At 63.7% G+C, this 17,280-nt stretch carries 15 protein-coding genes; 10 read left to right on the top strand and 5 right to left on the bottom strand.

The annotated features are described in order from the left end of the window. Window positions 1-52: 52 nt before the first annotated feature. Together KIH07_RS22885 and KIH07_RS22880 are read right to left on the bottom strand one after the other, a co-directional pair. On the bottom strand, window positions 53-904 hold the full coding sequence (locus tag KIH07_RS22885; RefSeq protein WP_226494154.1) for a segregation and condensation protein A: 852 nt from the start codon (window positions 902-904) through the stop codon (window positions 53-55). Between the two features lie 25 nt (window positions 905-929). After that, window positions 930-1,142, bottom strand: a complete 213-nt coding sequence (locus KIH07_RS22880) for a DUF3460 family protein (protein ID WP_226494153.1) — start codon at window positions 1,140-1,142, stop codon at window positions 930-932. A 197-nt stretch (window positions 1,143-1,339) separates the two neighbouring features. Between KIH07_RS22880 and hyfB the strand changes: the two genes are divergently transcribed. The 10 genes from hyfB (at window position 1,340) to KIH07_RS22830 (ending at window position 13,155) form a co-directional block, all read left to right on the top strand. Then, window positions 1,340-3,364 carry a hydrogenase 4 subunit B gene (hyfB, locus tag KIH07_RS22875; protein ID WP_226494152.1) on the top strand — a complete coding sequence of 675 codons (2,025 nt, stop codon included), beginning with the start codon at window positions 1,340-1,342 and terminating at the stop codon, window positions 3,362-3,364. Continuing rightward, window positions 3,361-4,311: a respiratory chain complex I subunit 1 family protein gene (locus KIH07_RS22870; protein WP_226494151.1), complete on the top strand. Its 951-nt coding sequence runs from the start codon at window positions 3,361-3,363 to the stop codon at window positions 4,309-4,311. The genes hyfB and KIH07_RS22870 overlap by 4 nt, the downstream gene beginning before the upstream one ends. Beyond that, window positions 4,308-4,967 (top strand): formate hydrogenlyase, encoded by a 660-nt coding sequence (locus KIH07_RS22865; RefSeq protein WP_226494150.1) that lies wholly within the window; start codon window positions 4,308-4,310, stop codon window positions 4,965-4,967. Before KIH07_RS22870 ends, KIH07_RS22865 begins: the two co-directional genes overlap by 4 nt. A 68-nt stretch (window positions 4,968-5,035) precedes the next feature. After that, window positions 5,036-6,490: a hydrogenase 4 subunit F gene (locus tag KIH07_RS22860; protein WP_226494149.1), complete on the top strand. Its 1,455-nt coding sequence runs from the start codon at window positions 5,036-5,038 to the stop codon at window positions 6,488-6,490. Window positions 6,491-6,494: 4 nt separating this feature from the next. After that, on the top strand, window positions 6,495-8,072 hold the full coding sequence (locus tag KIH07_RS22855; RefSeq protein WP_226494148.1) for an NADH-quinone oxidoreductase subunit C: 1,578 nt from the start codon (window positions 6,495-6,497) through the stop codon (window positions 8,070-8,072). Further along, window positions 8,069-8,587, top strand: coding sequence for a formate hydrogenlyase (locus KIH07_RS22850; RefSeq protein ID WP_264181871.1), 519 nt, complete (start codon window positions 8,069-8,071; stop codon window positions 8,585-8,587). Before KIH07_RS22855 ends, KIH07_RS22850 begins: the two co-directional genes overlap by 4 nt. Before the next feature lie 573 nt (window positions 8,588-9,160). Continuing rightward, window positions 9,161-9,799 carry a 7-cyano-7-deazaguanine synthase QueC gene (queC, locus tag KIH07_RS22845; RefSeq protein ID WP_226494147.1) on the top strand — a complete coding sequence of 213 codons (639 nt, stop codon included), beginning with the start codon at window positions 9,161-9,163 and terminating at the stop codon, window positions 9,797-9,799. 8 nt (window positions 9,800-9,807) lie between these two features. Next, on the top strand, window positions 9,808-11,034 hold the full coding sequence (locus KIH07_RS22840) for a DUF6884 domain-containing protein (RefSeq protein WP_226494146.1): 1,227 nt from the start codon (window positions 9,808-9,810) through the stop codon (window positions 11,032-11,034). Between the two features lie 8 nt (window positions 11,035-11,042). After that, window positions 11,043-12,704, top strand: coding sequence for an SIR2 family protein (locus KIH07_RS22835; RefSeq protein ID WP_226494145.1), 1,662 nt, complete (start codon window positions 11,043-11,045; stop codon window positions 12,702-12,704). Then, window positions 12,691-13,155: a nucleoside 2-deoxyribosyltransferase gene (locus KIH07_RS22830; RefSeq protein WP_226494144.1), complete on the top strand. Its 465-nt coding sequence runs from the start codon at window positions 12,691-12,693 to the stop codon at window positions 13,153-13,155. The genes KIH07_RS22835 and KIH07_RS22830 overlap by 14 nt, the downstream gene beginning before the upstream one ends. Window positions 13,156-13,548: 393 nt before the next feature. Here KIH07_RS22830 and KIH07_RS22825 read toward each other — a convergent pair whose 3' ends face one another. From KIH07_RS22825 to KIH07_RS22815, 3 genes are read right to left on the bottom strand one after another with little or no spacing between them, the layout of a single operon-like run. Then, window positions 13,549-14,298, bottom strand: a complete 750-nt coding sequence (locus KIH07_RS22825) for a 4Fe-4S dicluster domain-containing protein (RefSeq protein ID WP_226494143.1) — start codon at window positions 14,296-14,298, stop codon at window positions 13,549-13,551. 8 nt (window positions 14,299-14,306) lie between these two features. Further along, entirely contained in the window at window positions 14,307-15,818 is a 1,512-nt protein-coding gene (locus KIH07_RS22820) for an NADH-quinone oxidoreductase subunit C (protein ID WP_226494142.1), read from the bottom strand. Between the two features lie 4 nt (window positions 15,819-15,822). Beyond that, window positions 15,823-17,259, bottom strand: coding sequence for a complex I subunit 5 family protein (locus KIH07_RS22815; protein WP_226494141.1), 1,437 nt, complete (start codon window positions 17,257-17,259; stop codon window positions 15,823-15,825). Window positions 17,260-17,280 lie beyond the last annotated feature (21 nt).

Genomic DNA, 17,280 nt, shown 5'->3' with positions numbered 1-17,280 from the left:
GGTGTGGTGCTGGGTGCGCGCCCGTACAGCGGGGCGCGGTGGCCAGTTCGGTTCAGTTGGGTGAGTAGGCCAGCCGCACGTAGATGGGGGCAAAGGCCTCGGCCTGCGTGAGTTCGATCAGCGTTTCCTTGGCCAGCTCCAGCATGGCGATGAAGGTCACCACCAGCACCTGCGAACCCCGGGTGGGGTCGAACAGGTCGCCGAATTCCACGAAGCGCTGGCCCTGCAGCTTGCGCAGCACGATGCTCATGTGTTCGCGCACCGAGAGTTCCTCGCGGCTGATCTTGTGGTGCTGGACCAGCTTGGCGCGCTTGAGGATGTCGCGCCAGGCGCCCTGCAGGTCGAGCACGTGCACGTCGGGAAAGCGCGGCACCAGGGCCTGTTCCACGTAGACCTGCGCGCGCAGGAAATCGCGGCCGTACTGCGGCATCTCGGCCAGACGCTGGCCAGCCAGCTTCATCTGCTCGTATTCGAGCAGGCGGCGCACCAGCTCGGCGCGCGGGTCTTCGGCTTCTTCGCCTTCGGCCACCTTCTTGGGCGGCAGCAGCATGCGCGACTTGATCTCGATCAGCATCGCCGCCATCAGCAGGTACTCGGCCGCCAGTTCCAGGTTGCTGGCGCGGATCTCGTCCACGTAGCTCAGGTACTGGCGCGTCACCGCCGCCATCGGGATGTCGAGGATGTTGAAGTTCTGCTTGCGGATCAGGTAGAGCAGCAGGTCCAGCGGCCCTTCAAAGGCCTCCAGGAAGATCTGCAGCGCATCGGGCGGGATGTACAGATCCCGCGGCATGGTGAACAGCGGCTCGCCATACAGCCGCGCCAGGGCGACGTGGTCGACCACGGTGGGCAGCACATCGTCCAGCCCCTGCGGGGCTTCGTCGAGTGCCGGCGATTCGTGGCTCATGGCATGCGCCCGGGCGGGGGCGGAATCAGTGCGGGTCGGCCTGGGTCTGGTACACGTAGGGCTGCTGGGGCACGGTGGTCGCTGCGGCCTTGGCCTGGAAGTCGCGGTCGATCTGCTTGTCCCACAGCAGGGCGCGTCCCTGGCGCTGTTCCTGCTCCAGCGTGGGCTTGTCGGCCTTGAGCTTGTCGATGAACTGCGTCGCGTCAGACGTGTAGTGCGGGCGGGCGAAGAAAGACATGGTCGGTGGCGCGGGCGGCGCAAGATGGGGAAAACGCCGATTTTACCGGGCGGGCCTGCCGGCCCGATCCGGGGCTGCGCGGCGGCGCCGGTCTGTGTCCTTTCGGCATCAGGCCTGGGCCAGCCAGCGGCTTGCCGACGGGAGCCCGTCCGCTTCGGGCGTACCATTTGGGCGTCCGCAACACGCGCGAAAGGTCCATGAACAGTTTTCCTCAACCTGCCTCATGGCTCCATCTGGACTGGGTTCTGGTGGTCGTCGTGGCGTGGTTGCTGGTTGGCGTTGCAGGCGTTGCGGCGCTGCGCCGGTTCCGGTTCGTGGCGGTGGTGCTGTTCCCGGTGGGCGCTCTTTTTTCGGTGGTCCTGATGGCGGTGGGCATCAGCGCCGCGTTCGCCACGCCGGAGGTGGCGGTGCTGCCGCTGGGCCTGCCTCAGTTGCCGTTCCATTTGCGGCTCGACAGCCTGTCCGCTTTCTTCCTGATCCTGATCGGTGGCGTATCGGCGGGTGTGTCCATGTTTGCGGCGGGCTACTTCCGCCGTGGCGAAGGCACGCCTCCGGGGCTCATCTGTCTCGAATACCACGTCTTTCTGGCCAGTATCGCCATGCTGGTGATGGCCGACGACGCCTATGTGTTCATGGTGATGTGGGAAACCATGGCGTTCTCGTCGTTCTTTCTCGTGCTGGCCAACCACCGCATGCCGGAGATTCGCCAGGCCGCTTACCTCTATGTGCTGGTGGCGCACATCGGTGCGCTGGGCATCCTGCTGTGTTTCGGGGTGCTGCAGGCCGGTACCGGGGACTACACCTTTGCCAACATGCGCGCCCAGCAGCTGTCGCCGTTCTGGGGGTCGGCCGCCTTCGTGCTGGCGCTGTTCGGATTCGGCGCGAAGGCTGGCGTGCTTCCCTTGCACGCCTGGCTGCCCGAGGCACACCCCGCCGCCCCGTCACCGTTTTCAGCGCTGATGAGCGGGGTGATGCTGAAGATTGCGCTGTACGGCATCCTGCGGGTGTCCTTCGATCTGCTCCAGACCCGCATCTGGTGGTGGGGTGTGCTGCTGATGGCTGTGGGCCTGGCCAGTGCGTTGTTCGGGGTGGTGTTTTCCACCGTGCAGGTGGAGATGAAGCGTTTGCTGGCCTATTCGTCGATCGAGAACATCGGGCTGATCTGCACGGGTTTTGGCTTGTCGCTGCTGTTCTCCGCCTACGGCATGCAGGCCTTGTCGGCCCTGGCCCTGACGGCGGCGATGTACCACATGATCGGTCACGCTTTTTTCAAGAGCCTGCTGTTCTGCAGCACCGGCGCGGTGATGCACGCCACCGGTGAGCGCAACCTGGGCAAGCTCGGCGGCCTGATGCGCACCATGCCCTGGGTGGCCTGGCCCACGCTGGTCGGGGTGCTGGCCTGTGCCGGTCTGCCGCCCTTCGGGGGTTTCGTGGCCGAGTGGTTGTTGCTCCAGAGCTTTTTGTTCACCACGGGGCTGCCCAGTCCGTCGCTCGACATGTTGTTGCCGGTCATGGCGGCGCTGGTCGCGCTGATCGCCGCGCTCTCGGCCTACACCATGGTCAAGTACTTCGGGGTGATCTTTCTGGGCCAGCCGCGCGAGGAAAAGCTGAGCGGCGCCCACGATGCCGGGCCCTGGGAGCGGGGGGGGATGTTGTGGTTGGTGGGCGGTTGCGTGGGGCTGGGGCTGCTGCCGAACCAGGTGATTGCGCTGATCAGCCCCGTCACGCAGCGGCTGGTGCAGGCGGGGCTGTCCCAGAGCGCCGCGGCCAGCGGCTGGCTGCTGGTTCCGGTGGGCGTGGAACGGGCCAGCTATGCCCCCGTGATCTTCCTGTTGGGCGTGCTGGTCAGCATGGGCCTGGCGTTCGTGATGGTGCGCAAGCTCTACCACGGCCGCCTGCGCCGGGCGCCTCCGTGGGATTGCGGCCACCCCTGGCAGACCGCCCGCATGCAGGACACGGCCGAAGGCTTCGGGCAACCGATCCGCCAGATCTTTGAGCCTTTTTTCCGCCTGCAACGGCAACTGCCCACGGCGTTTGACGAACGGCCGGTCTACGCGGTCAAGGTGGAAGACCCGCTGTGGCACTGGCTGTACCTGCCGGTGGCGCGGCTGGTCGACAAAGCGTCCAGGGTTGTCGGGATGCTCCAGAAGGGTCGGATCGCGGTGTACCTGATGTACAGCTTCGCGACGCTGATCGTGTTGCTGCTGCTGGTGAAGCGATGAGTGCCCTGGGCGTCTTTTCACAATTGCTGGCGCTGGTGACGGCCTTGCTGCTGGCGCCCCTGCTCACGGGCTGGGTCAATCAGTGGCGTCACTGGTTGCAGAACAAATCGGCGCCGGGTTTGCTGCAGCCCTACCGCATGCTGCACAAGCTGTTTCACAAAGAGTCCGTCATGGCCGAACACGCCTCGCGCCTGTACCGGATCGCGCCCTACGTGGTGTTCGGCTGCATGCTGCTGGCCAGCGCCATCATTCCCACCCTGTCGACCGACCTGCCGCTCTCGCCCGCGGCCGACGCGATTGCGCTGGTGGGGCTGTTCGCCCTGGCCCGCGTGTTCATTTCGCTGGCGGCGATGGACGTGGGAACGGCCTTCGGCACGCTCGGTGCCCGGCGCGAAATGCTGGTGGGCTTTCTGGCCGAGCCCGCCTTGCTGATGGTGCTGTTCTGCGCCTCGATGATCACCGGCTCGACCTCGTTGACCGCCATCGTGGAGACGCTCGCCCACCGCGAACTGACGATCTATCCCAGCCTGTTGCTCGCGGGCGTGGCCTTCACCATGGTGTCGCTCGCGGAGAACGCGCGCGTGCCGGTGGACAACCCCGACACCCACCTGGAGCTCACCATGATCCACGAGGCGCTGGTGCTCGAATACTCCGCCCGCCACCTCGCGCTGATGGAGTGGGCCGCCAGCCTGAAACTGTTTGCTTACTCCTGTGCCGGCCTGGCGCTGTTTTTCCCCTGGGGCGTGGCGCAGGCCCATGCACCCATGGCCTTGTTGCTGGCCCTGCCCATGCTGGTGTTCAAGCTGGCGCTGGGCGGCATCGCACTGGCGGTGGTCGAGACGGCGAGCGCCAAGATGCGGATCTTCCGCGTGCCGGAATTCCTGGGCACCGCCTTTTTGCTTGCGGTGATCGGCCTGTTGGTGAACGTGCTGCTGGGGGTGGGATGATCCAATTCGCGCCGCAACTGATCAATCTGTTTGCCACCCTGATCCTGCTGCTCTCGTTCGCCATGATCTCCCAGCGGCGTGTCGGGTCGCTGATCCATCTGTTCATGATCCAGGGCGCCGCGCTGGTGGCGGCGTCGTTCCTGCTGGGCTATGTCACGCGGCAGCCGGACCTGTACGTGTCTGGCGCGATCACCTTCGTGCTGAAGGTGCTGTTCATTCCCTGGATGTTGCACCGGCTGATCCGGCGCCTCAATGTGCGCTGGGACGTAGAGACGCTGCTGAACATCCCGACGACCATGCTCGTGGGCATCGCGCTGGTGATCTTCTCCTTCAGCCTGGCGCTGCCGGTGTCGCGCCTGTCGAACTCCATCGCGAGCGATGCGCTGGGCATCGCGCTGGCCTGCGTGCTGCTGTCGTTCATGATGATGATCATCCGCTCCAAGGCCATTCCCCAGGTGATCGGATTCCTGTCGATGGAGAACGGACTGATTTTCGCGGCCACGACCGTGACCAACGGCATGCCGATGATCGTGGAGTTCGGCATTGCGCTGGACGTGCTGGTGGGGGTGTTGATCCTGGGCGTGTTCATGTTCCAGATCCGGGAAAAGTTCGACAGCCTGGACATCCACAACCTTGAGTCACTCAAGGAAGACTGAGCCATGAGTGCAGCGCCGGACCGCTCCAAGCCAGCTCGCACCGCAGTGCGCAGCACGGAGGTTGCCAAATGAGCGCCCTCTACTTGGTGTTGGGTTTGCCGCTGATGGGGGGCCTGGCGCTGGCCTTCATCGGGCACTGGTCGCGTGCGCGCGACGTGAACGTGGTCTTCAGCCTGGGGACCTTCGTGGCGGCGTGTTTTCTGACGGCACAGGTCATCAACGACGGGCCGCAGTATGTCTGGGACCGGCAGTTCTTCATCGACCCGCTGAACGTTTTCCTGGTCACGCTCACGGCGTTCGTGGGGATGACCACGGCCATCTTTTCCAGGCCCTACATGCGCATCGAGCAGGACCACGGCAAGATGACGCCACGGCGCATGCAGCTCTACCACAGCATGTACCAGTTGTTCAGCTTCACCATGCTGCTGGGTTTCACCACCAACAACCTGGGCATCATCTGGGTGGCCATGGAAGCCGCCACGCTCACCACCGTGCTGCTGGTCAGCGTGTACCGCACCTCGGCCAGCCTGGAAGCGGCCTGGAAGTACTTCATCCTGTGTGGCGTGGGGATTGCGCAGGCCCTGTTCGGCACCATCCTGGTCTACATGGCGGCCGACAAGGCGATGGGGCTGGACCACGCCTCGCTGCTGTGGAGCGATCTCAACGGCATCAAGCACCAGCTCGACCCGGCCATCATGACGCTGGCCTTCGTCTTCCTGCTGGTGGGGTACGGCACCAAGATCGGTCTGGTGCCGCTGCACAGCTGGCTGCCCGACGCCCACGCCGAAGGCCCCACGCCGGTGTCCGCGGTGCTCTCGGGGCTGCTGCTCAACGTGGCGATGTACGCCGTGCTGCGCTTCAAGGTGCTGACCGACGGCGCACTGGACTCCAACATGGCCGGGCAACTCATGATGGGCTTCGGCCTGGTCTCGGTGGTGGTGGCCGCGTTCTTCCTGTCGCGCCAGAAAGACGTGAAGCGCATGTTTTCCTACTCGTCCATCGAACACATGGGCCTGATCACCTTCGCCTTCGGCATGGGCGGGCCGGTGGCCAACTTTGCCGGCCTGCTGCACATGACGGTGCATTCGCTGGTCAAGTCCGCCATCTTCTTCACCGTGGGCCACGCCACGCAGAAGGCGGGCACCCAGGTCATGAGCGAGATCCGCGGCCTCATCAAGGTCAACCCCACGGTGGGCTGGGGCCTGATCCTGGGCGTGATGGCGATTCTGGGCATGCCCCCCTTTGGCGTGTTCGCCAGCGAGTTCCTGATCCTGACCACCGCCATGCGCGACCAGCCATGGGCCACGCCGTTCCTGTTCCTGGCGCTCGGGGTCGCGTTCGCTTCCATGCTGGTCCGCGTTTTGCCCATGGTGTTTGGCGACACGACGCTCAAGGCCCTGGCGCACCCGCCGGCCCTGATCCCCGTGTTTCTGCACCTGACGTTGGGCCTGGTGCTGGGCCTGTACATCCCGCCCTACCTGAACGACTGGTACGTGCAGGCGGCGCGTTTGCTGGGAGGCTGAACCGATGAAGATACCCGGCCTCGACCTGGCGTTCATGCCGCTGCCGGCCCCGGTGCCGATGGCGCACGGGCAGGTCACCGACATGCAATGGCTGGCCGCCGCCGCAGCGGTGCGCGAGGCCGGCGGGCGGTTGCTGGCGCTCTGGGCGGGCCAGGCGGTGCCGGTGGCAGAAGGGCCGCTGCGCGCCGAAGCGGTGTGCGCCGCCTACGCCACGCCCGAAGGCCTTTTCTGGCTCACCCTGCCCTTGGTGGCGGGGAACGGCTTCACGCCGTACCCGGACCTCGCCACGGTGTTCCCGGCCGCGGGCCGGATGCAGCGCGCGGCCGCCGATCTCTCGGGCGTGCACGCCGAAGGCGCGCAGGACCAGCGCGCGTGGCTGAACCATGGCGCCTGGGCCAGGGAGCACCCGCCCCTGTTGCAGAACCCGCTGGCCTTGCCCGAACCCGCACCGGGGCCCTTGACCGACTACCCGTTCGTGCAGGTGGCCGGCGACGGCGTGCACGAGATCGCGGTGGGTCCGGTGCACGCCGGCATCATCGAGCCCGGCCATTTCCGGTTTTCCGTGGTGGGCGAAAAAGTGCTGCGGCTGGAGCAACGCCTGGGCTACACCCACAAGGGCGTGGAGCAGCGCATGACCCAGCTCGCGCCGCTGCAGGCGCACCGGCTGGCGGGCCGGGTGTCGGGCGACAGCACCGTGGCCTTTGCGTGGGCGTACTGCATGGCGCTGGAGTCGGCCACGCGGACTGTGGTGCCCCCGCGTGCCGCCTGGCTGCGCGCGCTGCTGCTGGAGAGGGAGCGCATCGCCAACCACCTGGGCGACCTCGGCGCGCTGGGCAACGATGCCGCGTTCGCGTTCGCACTGGCCCAGTTCTCGCGCCTGCGCGAAGACTGGCTGCGCGACTCCCACGCGGCGTTTGGCCACCGGCTGATGATGGACTGCGTCCAGCCCGGCGGCGTCCAGGGCGACGTGGCAGACGAGCAGATCGACCGGATGCTGCAGACCTGCGAGCTGCTGGAGAACGACGTGCGCCGCTTGTTCGCGATTTTTGAGTCGCATGCGGGGCTGCAGGACCGGCTGATGAACTGCGGTTCGGTGCCGCCAGCGCTGGCCGCCCAGTTGGGCTTGACCGGGCTGGCCGGCCGCGCCAGCGGCCAGGCCCGGGACCTGCGCTGCGACCACCCATGGGCGCCCTACGACCAGCTGGAGGTGGCGATGGCGACCCACCGGGGGGGCGATGTGGCCGCGCGCGTGGCGCTGCGCTTTGACGAGGTGTTCGAGTCCATCCGCCTGGTGCGCGACCTGTTGCGCGGACTCCCGCAAGGGCCGGTGCGTTGCGAGCTGGCGCTGCCCGATCTGCCCTGCCGGGGCGCGGGCTGGGTGGAGGGCTGGCGCGGCGAGGTGTTCGTGGCGCTGGAGCTCGTGGGGGGCGGGGCGGGTGCGCGCATCGCGCGCTGCCACTTGCACGACCCGTCGTGGCAGAACTGGCCGGTGCTGGAGCACGCCATCATGGGCGACATCGTGGCCGACTTCCCCCTGATCAACAAGTCGTTCAACCTCAGCTATTCGGGGCACGACCTATGATCTGGAAAGTCGCGTGGCAGATCGTGAAGACGGGCATCCGCAGCGAGCCCGCGCCCGACATTGGCGAGGCGGCGCAGGCCGAGGCGTCCCGGATCCAGGCCGAGCTGTTGGGCATCTTGGGGCAGGCGTTGGCGATCCGGGAGGTGGATGCCGGCTCGTGCAACGGCTGCGAGCTGGAGATCAACGCCTTGACCAACCCCTACTACAACCTGGAGGGGCTGGGCATCCGCTTCGTCGCCAGCCCGCGCCATGCCGACCTGCTGCTGGTCACCGGCCCGGTGTCGCGCAACATGGAAACCGCGCTGCGGCGCACCTACGACGCCACGCCCGAGCCCAAGCTGGTGGTGGCGGTGGGGGACTGCGCCTGCGACGGCGGCATCTTCGGCGAAAGCTACGCCAGCTGCGGACGGGTGGCCAACGTGATCCCGGTGGATGTGGTGGTGCCCGGTTGTCCACCGCCGCCGGTGGACATCCTGCGCGGCATCCTCACAGCCGTGCGGCGGCGGGTGGCATAGTTGTCGCGCCAACCCATCCCCTGCTGGCATGCGCAATCTGGATCCGAGCAAAGCAACAGATATTCATTCAGTGGGTTGTTCCAGCAACGAATTTGGGGAGGTAGCAGTCATCGGATTTGACGCTGCGGATGACTCTTGCTGGCTTATTGTGTTGAAAAACTCGAGCGCCGCCCTCGGGGTCGTCGTAACTGGAAAATCGACCCCATAGAAGGGCCCAGGATCAACGATCTCACTTAAGGCAAGGGGTAAAGCACCCCCGAAAATGTGATGAACACTTACTCAGGGGAGTTTTTCAACACAATAGGCTGGGAGCGGTCAGCCATGCATGACGGCCGAAAGGCTGCTGACTCAGAAACCTGACGTTGGTGGTCGCAACACCCTTGCGCCAGCTGTACTCAAAAAGCCACCAGCCGCGACCAGTTCGGCAGCGGTACTGCTAGGTGACGCTTTGGTCGCTGGGCGCTGTACGATAGCAGCGGGCCAGGCCAGCCTGGAGCTGGGCTTGTAGCGTGCACTGCGAGCCTTTGGGGCGAGAAAGTAGCACTGTGGAAATCGGCAGAAACGGAGCGCGAAATGAAAAAGGAAAAGCGAAAGGTTGTCGTGCTGCATAGCGGAGGGCTGGACTCCACCGTCTGTTTGCTACTTGCACAGTCGCGCGGTCACGAAGTCGTTAGCCTCGGCGTCAGCTACAACCAGCATCACCACGTCGAACTGGACTACGCAGCGGCACAGTGCGCTCGCTTCGGTGTAGAGCGGAAGATTGTGTCGGTTGCTTGGAGCAAGCCCGCACGCGAGATACCGAAAGATCGCTCGGTGGCCGAAATCAAAAGGGGCGTTTCGAGTGCCTTCCTTCCTGGCCGCAACGGGATTTTCCTCATGTTGGCTTCGGCCGAAGCTGCTGGAATTGGCGCCGACGAGGTGTGGACGGGAATCAACTCGGTTGATTTCTCCGGCTATCCCGACTGCCGCCCCGAGTTCATCGCAAGTTTCAGAGACATGCTCTCGTACGCTATTCCCAAGGGGCCAAAGCTCTTCGCGCCGCTGCAAAAGAAGTCGAAACCTCAGATTGCCAAGCTCGCCCAGCGTCTGGGTTTGCAGCGCCATGACACTTGGAGCTGCTACAGGCCAAAGATTGCGGAGGCTGGGTTCGTTCCGTGCGGCGCGTGCGACGCGTGCAAGCTCCACGAGTTCGCGTGGCAGGGCCTGAAGTGACGGAGTCCGTGGAGAAAGCCCGCGTGAATACGGTTTGTCTAGTCGCCTGTACCAGCAGAAAGGGCGACCAGCCGGCAACAGCCGAATTTATCTATCGATCGCCGCTCTTCTCGGCTGCGCGCAGCTACGCCGAACGGCGCGCCGATCAATGGTTCATCCTTTCCGCAAAGCACGGGCTGCTGTCACCCAAAGACGTAATCGCCCCATACAACGAGTCGCTCCTGAATCAAAGCGAGGCGCAACGACAGGCGTGGGCCGCAGGTGTCCATAGCGCCTTCAATGCGTGCGTGCCCGCCGGCGGTCGCGTCATCTTTCTAGCCGGATCTGCGTATCGTTCATATCTTGCCCCTGCACTTGAGTCAGAAGGGCGTGAAACTGCAGCGCCGATGTCAGCGCTGGGGATTGGTAGTCAGGTAGCTTGGCTGCAGAAGGTCGAAAGAGAACACGCACGCTTATCGCACATCGATCGCTTCTACGCGCTTCTGGCACGTGTTGCCGCCTTGAACACTGGTTTGAGCCGAAAGCTTTCTCAGCAGACTGCCGCGTCTGTTAGACACAAGCGCGGCATCTACTTCTTCTTTGAAGACGGCGAGATGCGCATGACTGCACCATTCCAGCACCGAGTTGTTCGAATCGGCACCCATGCGGTCAGTGAGGGCTCAAAGGCCACCCTTTGGAACCGGCTCCGCACGCACCGTGGGGGAGGCGACGGACTCGGCAATCACCGTGGATCGATCTTTCGTCTTCACGTTGGCGAATCCCTCATACGGCGTGCAGAGCTCGAGCCAATTTTTCCGACGTGGGGCAAGGGGCAGTCTGCATCTACCGAGATTCGCTCAGCAGAGGAAGAGATTGAACTCGCAGTCTCCGAGCACATTGGGAACATGCAAGCAGCGTGGCTGGAGGTGCCTGACGCATCGTCGGCAGATAGTGATCGCAGCTACCTGGAGAGGAACTTCATCGCCCTCCTGGCAGGCCCAACAGGGCCGCTGGATCTGCCAAGTGGGAATTGGCTCGGTCGTTGGAGCACCCGCGAAGCTGTTACAAGCTCAGGGCTTTGGAACGTCAATCACGTCTACGAGACATTTGATGCAACGTCCCTAGATATATTCGAACAACACATTGAAGGCGCTGAGGGGCGACGAACGAGAACAGAGCAGTCATTGGCCCCGAGCGGATGGCGCCTGCGTATCAAGGACCGCGAAAACGCCAGCGGTCAAATTGAGTTGCTTTAGGGGAAAGCATGACCAAGGATAAAGATAGGGCTTTTTGCGATCTGCTGAGACGATACTCTCGTGCCATCGTGCATTTACGCTCTCAGGTCCGCAAGCGGCGCTTCGGCACGATACTTGGAGCAGGTATCAGCTATGATTTTGGTGCTCCGTTATGGGATAAGTTAATCAATAACATTGCTTCTGATCCGGACGTGAGTGCAAAGAATGTAGCAGACGGAGCCGCATTCAAAGCCATGGCCGCTCCCTACCAAACCGAGATGCTCTATCAAAAGTTTCGAGCAAAATATTCGACTAGATTCTCTTGTTTATCTCCTGCGGAGCTGCAGAGCTCTATGACGGCAGCATGGCTCACAATTTGTCAAAAATATTTATACAAATCCCCGCCGATCGATATAGCTGATGAGCTGCTGAAACATCCGTATATGGATGCGCTAATTCCACTTATTCAAAACAGCGCACTGACAGTCAATTTCAACTTCGATAACTATCTTGAGCAGGCGCTCGCCGCAAGGAAGCGCGAAAAAGACAGAGGTAACCGCGGCTTCGAGGTGGTCACTGATCCATGGCCCCAATTTCGTCGGGAAGATTGTGTGATTTATCATCTGCACGGATATGTTCCGGCAGGTCTTATGGAGAAGGCGGTTGATAGATTCGTTTTTTCAGAGGCTGCATATTCAAAGCAATATGTCGGCGCGCGCGGCCATGACTCGTCTTTTCTTCTGGCCCACTTTGCCAGAAACACCTGTTTGCTAGTCGGCTGCTCGCTAGAAGCTGAGCTTAGAAATGTTTTAATGCGTGGCGCCGAGACAAATCCAGGCAACTTCCACTACTATTGCCACTGGGTTAAGGATAAGGGCGCACTTTCCGAAGTCGAACAGAGGCTAATTTCGGAGACGAATTTCAGAGTCTACAACTTGATAACCCTTTTTCTTACATCTGAAGAAATTAGGTTGCTGCTGAAGTTAATTAACGAAAGCGCGATTCCAGACGGCAAGCTTGAGGATTTTGCAAAACGCAGCGCCATTCCGCTGAAGTACACTTTTTATATGACTGGCTCCATAGGGGTTGGTAAGAGTACGACCACTAGCCATCTCCGGAATTTGAACGTCTTGGATGAGTGGCTTGTACCTCGACCCGAGGTGTTAAGTATCCCCTGGGACAAATTGACAGACGACGAAAGAGAGTTCGTAGACGAATGGATCGCGGATCAATTTGCGGAAAAAAACTATACGCTTAGGCACGGAGGAAATGCCATGATCAGTGTCGTTGACCGTCCACCGCTTGATCCACTGGTTTTTACGCCTAAAAATAAGAGGTCCGCCAAGGCGAAGTTTCTGGCGGAACACCTCTGTCCTGATGATGGGCACGGCGACTATGGCGTCGAAAAGGGGGTCGTCATCTTATTGTTGGGTGACCCTAAAGAGCTGTCTGCCCGAGTGCGCGCCACGGGCAGACAAAAATATACGGCGAAGAAGTTGGATAAAATGCAAACCGACATGATGGCGCTGTATGGATCCATGCCTGGTACGATTACGATCGATACCCAATTCATGGGGATAGCGGAGCTAACGAAGCGAGTCGCCGAAGTCATCCACCGTCAGAAATATGTGCCAGCGGATTTGACGGCGAAACTGAAGAGTTACATTGGAGCAAGCAGTGGACCGGTTTGATCACAATCGGCCGCTCGTGTACCTAGCGGCCCCCCTCTTTTCAGAAGCCGAACTCGACTTCAATCGCGCATTGACGAAACGCATTGAGGCAAGCTTGGATGTCTACTTGCCCCAAAGGGATGGCGGCAAGCTCGTTGATCTGCTCGCGTGCGGGGTGGAGCAACATGCAGCCTACAAATCGATTTTTGACCGCGATTTGCGAGCACTCGAGGCCGCCTGCGCTCTGATCATCGTGCTAGATGGACGTGCGATCGACGAGGGGGCAGCCTTCGAGCTTGGGTACGCCTATGCCCATTCGAAGCTGTGCTTCGGACTCCAAACTGATCCGCGACGTCTGCTGCCGGCAGGAAACAATCCGATGATCGAAATGCCGCTGCAGAAGGTCTTCCGCAGTATTGAGAATGCTGGCGAGTGGGCCGACTCGTTCGCTCAATCTCAGATAGAGCTCTAACGCCTCCAATTTTGGAATCGCATGGGTGTGCTCCATTCCTGAAGCTACGCTAACGGCGCAAAGCTAGCTTTCTTGAAGATCAATGGAGCGATGATGTGATTTCCGCAGCGGGGTGGACTTGAATCCAACGCTGGTAGCGAAACCGGCTGCTGAGGTGGCGAACAGCAGGCGCGACCCCAAGGTCAGCAGTTCCTCGAATGGCTGCCGCCCAGGTCGATACCGAACCGCCGATTCGGACGTCTGCTTGACGGCTCATACAGTGAGGCTACCCGTTGCAAGGGACTGACTCCTCGCGCTGCCTACTTGACTTGTGCACGCACCGCGTGACCGACTGCAATACCTCTAAACCGAACTTGACCCCGTCGCCTGAAGTCCCCCCGACCCGAATAAACGCTATCCCGCAATCCCCAGCAAATCCAGAATGCCAGAGATAAAGGTCAGTGGATGCGTCGGGCAGCCTGGCAGGTAGAGCGAGGGGGTCACTTTTTCCAGGAAGCTGCGGTCCAGTGCGTCGCTGTCGGCGAACACGCCGCCCGAGATCGCGCAGGCACCCATGGCGATCACCAGTTTCGGCTCGGGGATCGCGTCCCAGCAGATATCCAGCGCCTGCGCCATGTTGCGGGTGATGGGGCCTGTGAGCACGAGGCCGTCGGCATGGCGCGGCGAGGCCACGATGTCGATGCCGTAGCGGCCCAGGTCAAAGTTCACGTTGCCGGTGGCATTGAGCTCCATCTCGCAGCCATTGCAGCCGCCGGCGGACACCGAGCGCAGCTTGAGCGAGCGGCCGAAACGCTGGTGCAGCGCTGCCGACACCTGCACCGGGTCGATGTGGGCGCGCGCCGCCGTGACCACCAGGCCCTCGCGCCGGGTGCTGGCGAGTTTCACGTCGTTGCTGAAGCTCAGCTTGCCGCTGGGGCAGGCGGGTTCGCAGTCGCCGCACAGCACGCAGCGGCCCAGGTCGATGCGCAGGGGCGCGAGCTCGATGGCGTGGCTGGGGCAGATGCTCAGGCAGGCCTGGCAGCTGTCGGCGCAGGCGGTGTCGGCAATCAGGGGTTTGCCGCGGAATCCGGCCGGCACGGCGCCGCGCAGGTCGGCGATGTACTGCGTGCCCTGGGAGCGGCGCACGGCGATGGTTTTCAGCATGGTGGGGCTCACAGATCGTTGCCGCAGTACGAGAGGTCAAAGCTCTTGTTGCAGATGGGGAAGTCCGAGATGCCGTTGTCGCGCACGGCCAGCGCCAGGCCAAACCAGTTGGCCAGGGACGGGTCTTGCACCTGGTGGTGCAGCAGACCGCCGGAGTCCGAGGTTTCAATGGCCTGCAGTACCGGGCCGCGGGTGCCTTCGACCAGGCTCACGCACAGGGTCCGGGCGGCCAGCGCGGCGTTCTCCCCTTCGGGCGCTGCGGGCGCGCGCGCGGCGGCTTGTTCGCCCGGAGCGCGGGCCAGTGCCTCCAGCAGCCAGGTCACCGACGCATCGATTTCCCGCATGCGCAGGTCCATGCGCGCCCAGCAGTCGCCCGTGGGGGCGGTCACGGTCGCGATGGGGGCGTGTTCGTAGGCGCCCGGCAGCCGCTTGCGCAGGTCCAGCGCCACGCCGCTGGCGCGCGCCACCACGCCGGCGAGGCCCATGTCCAGCGCTGCCTGCGGGCTGAGCACGCCGGTTCCGACAAAGCGGGCTTTGACGCTGCGTGCGCTGCGCATCAGCCCATTGACTTCGTGGATGTCGCGGGCGAAGCCTTGCAAGGTCTTGCGCAGGTCGTCGCGCAGTTCGGTGGGCAGCGAGCGGGCCCAGCCGGGGCGCAGCCAGCCGCGCCCGAAGCGGTTGCCGCAGACGCGCTGGCTGGCGTTGATGATGGCGGTGCGCAGGCGGCCGTAGGTGGCCGCGGCCTGCAGGTAGGCGATGTCGGTCGCCAGCCCGTTGAGTGTAGCGACGTGCATGGCGATGCGTTCCATTTCGAGCCCGACCGCGCGCGACTGCGCGGTGTCGGCGCTCACCGGCCGGCCCGACAGGGCTTCCATGGCCTGGCAGTGGGCCCAGGCGTAGGCCACCGCGGAGTCGCCGGCGATCGACTCGATGATGGGGGTCAGGCTCCAGGCCGGGCGGCGCAGCAGCAGGGCCTGGGCGCCGCGGTGCTGGTAGCCGAGCTGGATTTCGAGGTGGATCACACGTTCGCCATGGCACATGAAGCGAAAGTGCCCGGGTTCGATCACGCTGGCGTGGATGGGGCCGACGCCCACCTCATGGACCTCGTTGCCGCGCACGGTGAAGAAGGGGTAGTCGGCCATGTGCTGCTGGCGTTCGCCCTCGAAGCGCACCGGCTTGAGCCAGGGGTGGCCCTCGGGCACCACGCCGGTCTGTTCCCACAGCTCGCGCTCGTGGATCTGCGCGGCCGGGTGGCTGGCGCTCAGGCTGGGGTAGTGCTCGCCCCGGCGGGCCTGGCCGCGCACCACGTACAGCGCGCCTTCGGGGGGCAGGAACACGGCGGTGAGCACCCAGTCGCCCGCATCGGCCGGGGTCGCCGCACGGCCGAACAGGCTCAGCAGGCGCTCGCCTTGTTGCAGGCGCTGCAGGCAGAGGGCAGCGAAATCGTTCAGCGGCAGGGGCTGCAGCGCCTGGCCGGAGAACAGCGCGCAGGGCGAGGGTTTGGGAATGGTGAGGGACACGGTCTCAGCCTTCAATCGATTGAGCCACCGCCTGGAGCAGCTCCGTGAACACGTCGGGGGTGTAGGTGCCCAGCATGATCAGCACGGTCACGAAGCCGATCTTGGGCAAGGCGGTGATCCACGACTCCTGAACGCTCGGCCGCTCGCCGTGGGAGGCACCCCACAGCATGGGAAACACGGCGCGGCCGGTGGCCACGAAGATGATGGTCAACATCACGCACATCAGGGAAAACGCCATCAGGTTGCCGGCCTGCACGATGCCCGAGAGGATCAGCATCTCGGCCAGGAAGCTGGCGAAAGGCGGGAAGCCCAGCAGCACGAAAATGCCCACGCCGAACAGCGCGCCGGAGAACGGCATGACACGGATCACGCCGCTCAGGGGGGCCACGTCGTTGGTGCCGTACACCGAGCGCAGGCGCCCGGCGGTCAGGAACAGCAGGCACTTCACGAACGCATTGCTGACCACGTACAGCACCACGCCGTAGGCAGCCGCCTTGCCCACCGACAGCCCGAGCGCGATCACGCCCGAGGAGCTCACGCAGGCGTAGGCGATCAGGCGTTTGTAGTTGCGCGCAGCCATGACCTGGATGGCCGCCACGATCAGCGACAGATAACCCATCACCAGCAGCTCCTGCGAAACGAAGCCGGACTCGAAGCCCTGAAAGATCTGCAGGATCCGGAACACGGCCACCACGCTCACGTTGAACTGCACCGCCGCGAGCAGGGCGCTGGTGCTGGTGGGGGCGCCCTCGTAGGTTTCCGGCAGCCAGCTGTACAAAGGCGCCAGCCCGAGCTTGCCACCCAGACCAAACAGCATCAGGGCCAGGCCGAGGCGCTGCCAGCCGTCGGGCTGGTGCGTGAGCGACAGGCTGAGTTGGTCCACGGCAAAGCTGATGTCCACGCCGCGCAGGTGCGCCGACTGCGCCAGGCACATGAAGCCGACGAAGGTGATGGACAGCGTCATGGCCGAGTACAGCAGGTAGCGCCACGCCACGCCTTTGGGCGACGGCGCATCGCCCCGGGCCACCAGCGGTGCCGCGCACAGGGTGCTGACCTCGATCAGGGTCCACATCAGCACCAGGTGGTTGGACAACACCCCCAGGTTGACCACCACCACGAACAGCAGCATCAGCCCCGCACGGGAGCGGATGTCGCGCTGCAGGGCGGGGGTGGTGCGCTCGCGCGAGTACAGGTAGACGCCGATGCCCAGGAACACGGTGTTGATCACCAGCACGAACAGCATCGAGGTCGGGTCGAGCACGAAATGGCGCTCGACCAGGTACAGCGGCAGCTCGGCCAGCGGAACGGCGATGAACACGCCCACGCTGGCGAGCCACATCAGCGCGGCCACCAGCACCAGGGCCGGGGCCACCCAGCGTGTGCGGGCGCGCGCGTCGGGGGCGGCGTGGTCGGGGCTCTGGGGCAGCGTGGGGGTAGTCATCGGCGTTCCTTCGCCTGGCGA

This window comes from Hydrogenophaga taeniospiralis (assembly GCF_020510445.1).
Lineage (GTDB): Bacteria > Pseudomonadota > Gammaproteobacteria > Burkholderiales > Burkholderiaceae_C > Hydrogenophaga.
The sequence above is the reverse complement of the archived record's forward strand: the minus strand, read 5'-3'. Positions and strand labels throughout refer to the sequence as shown.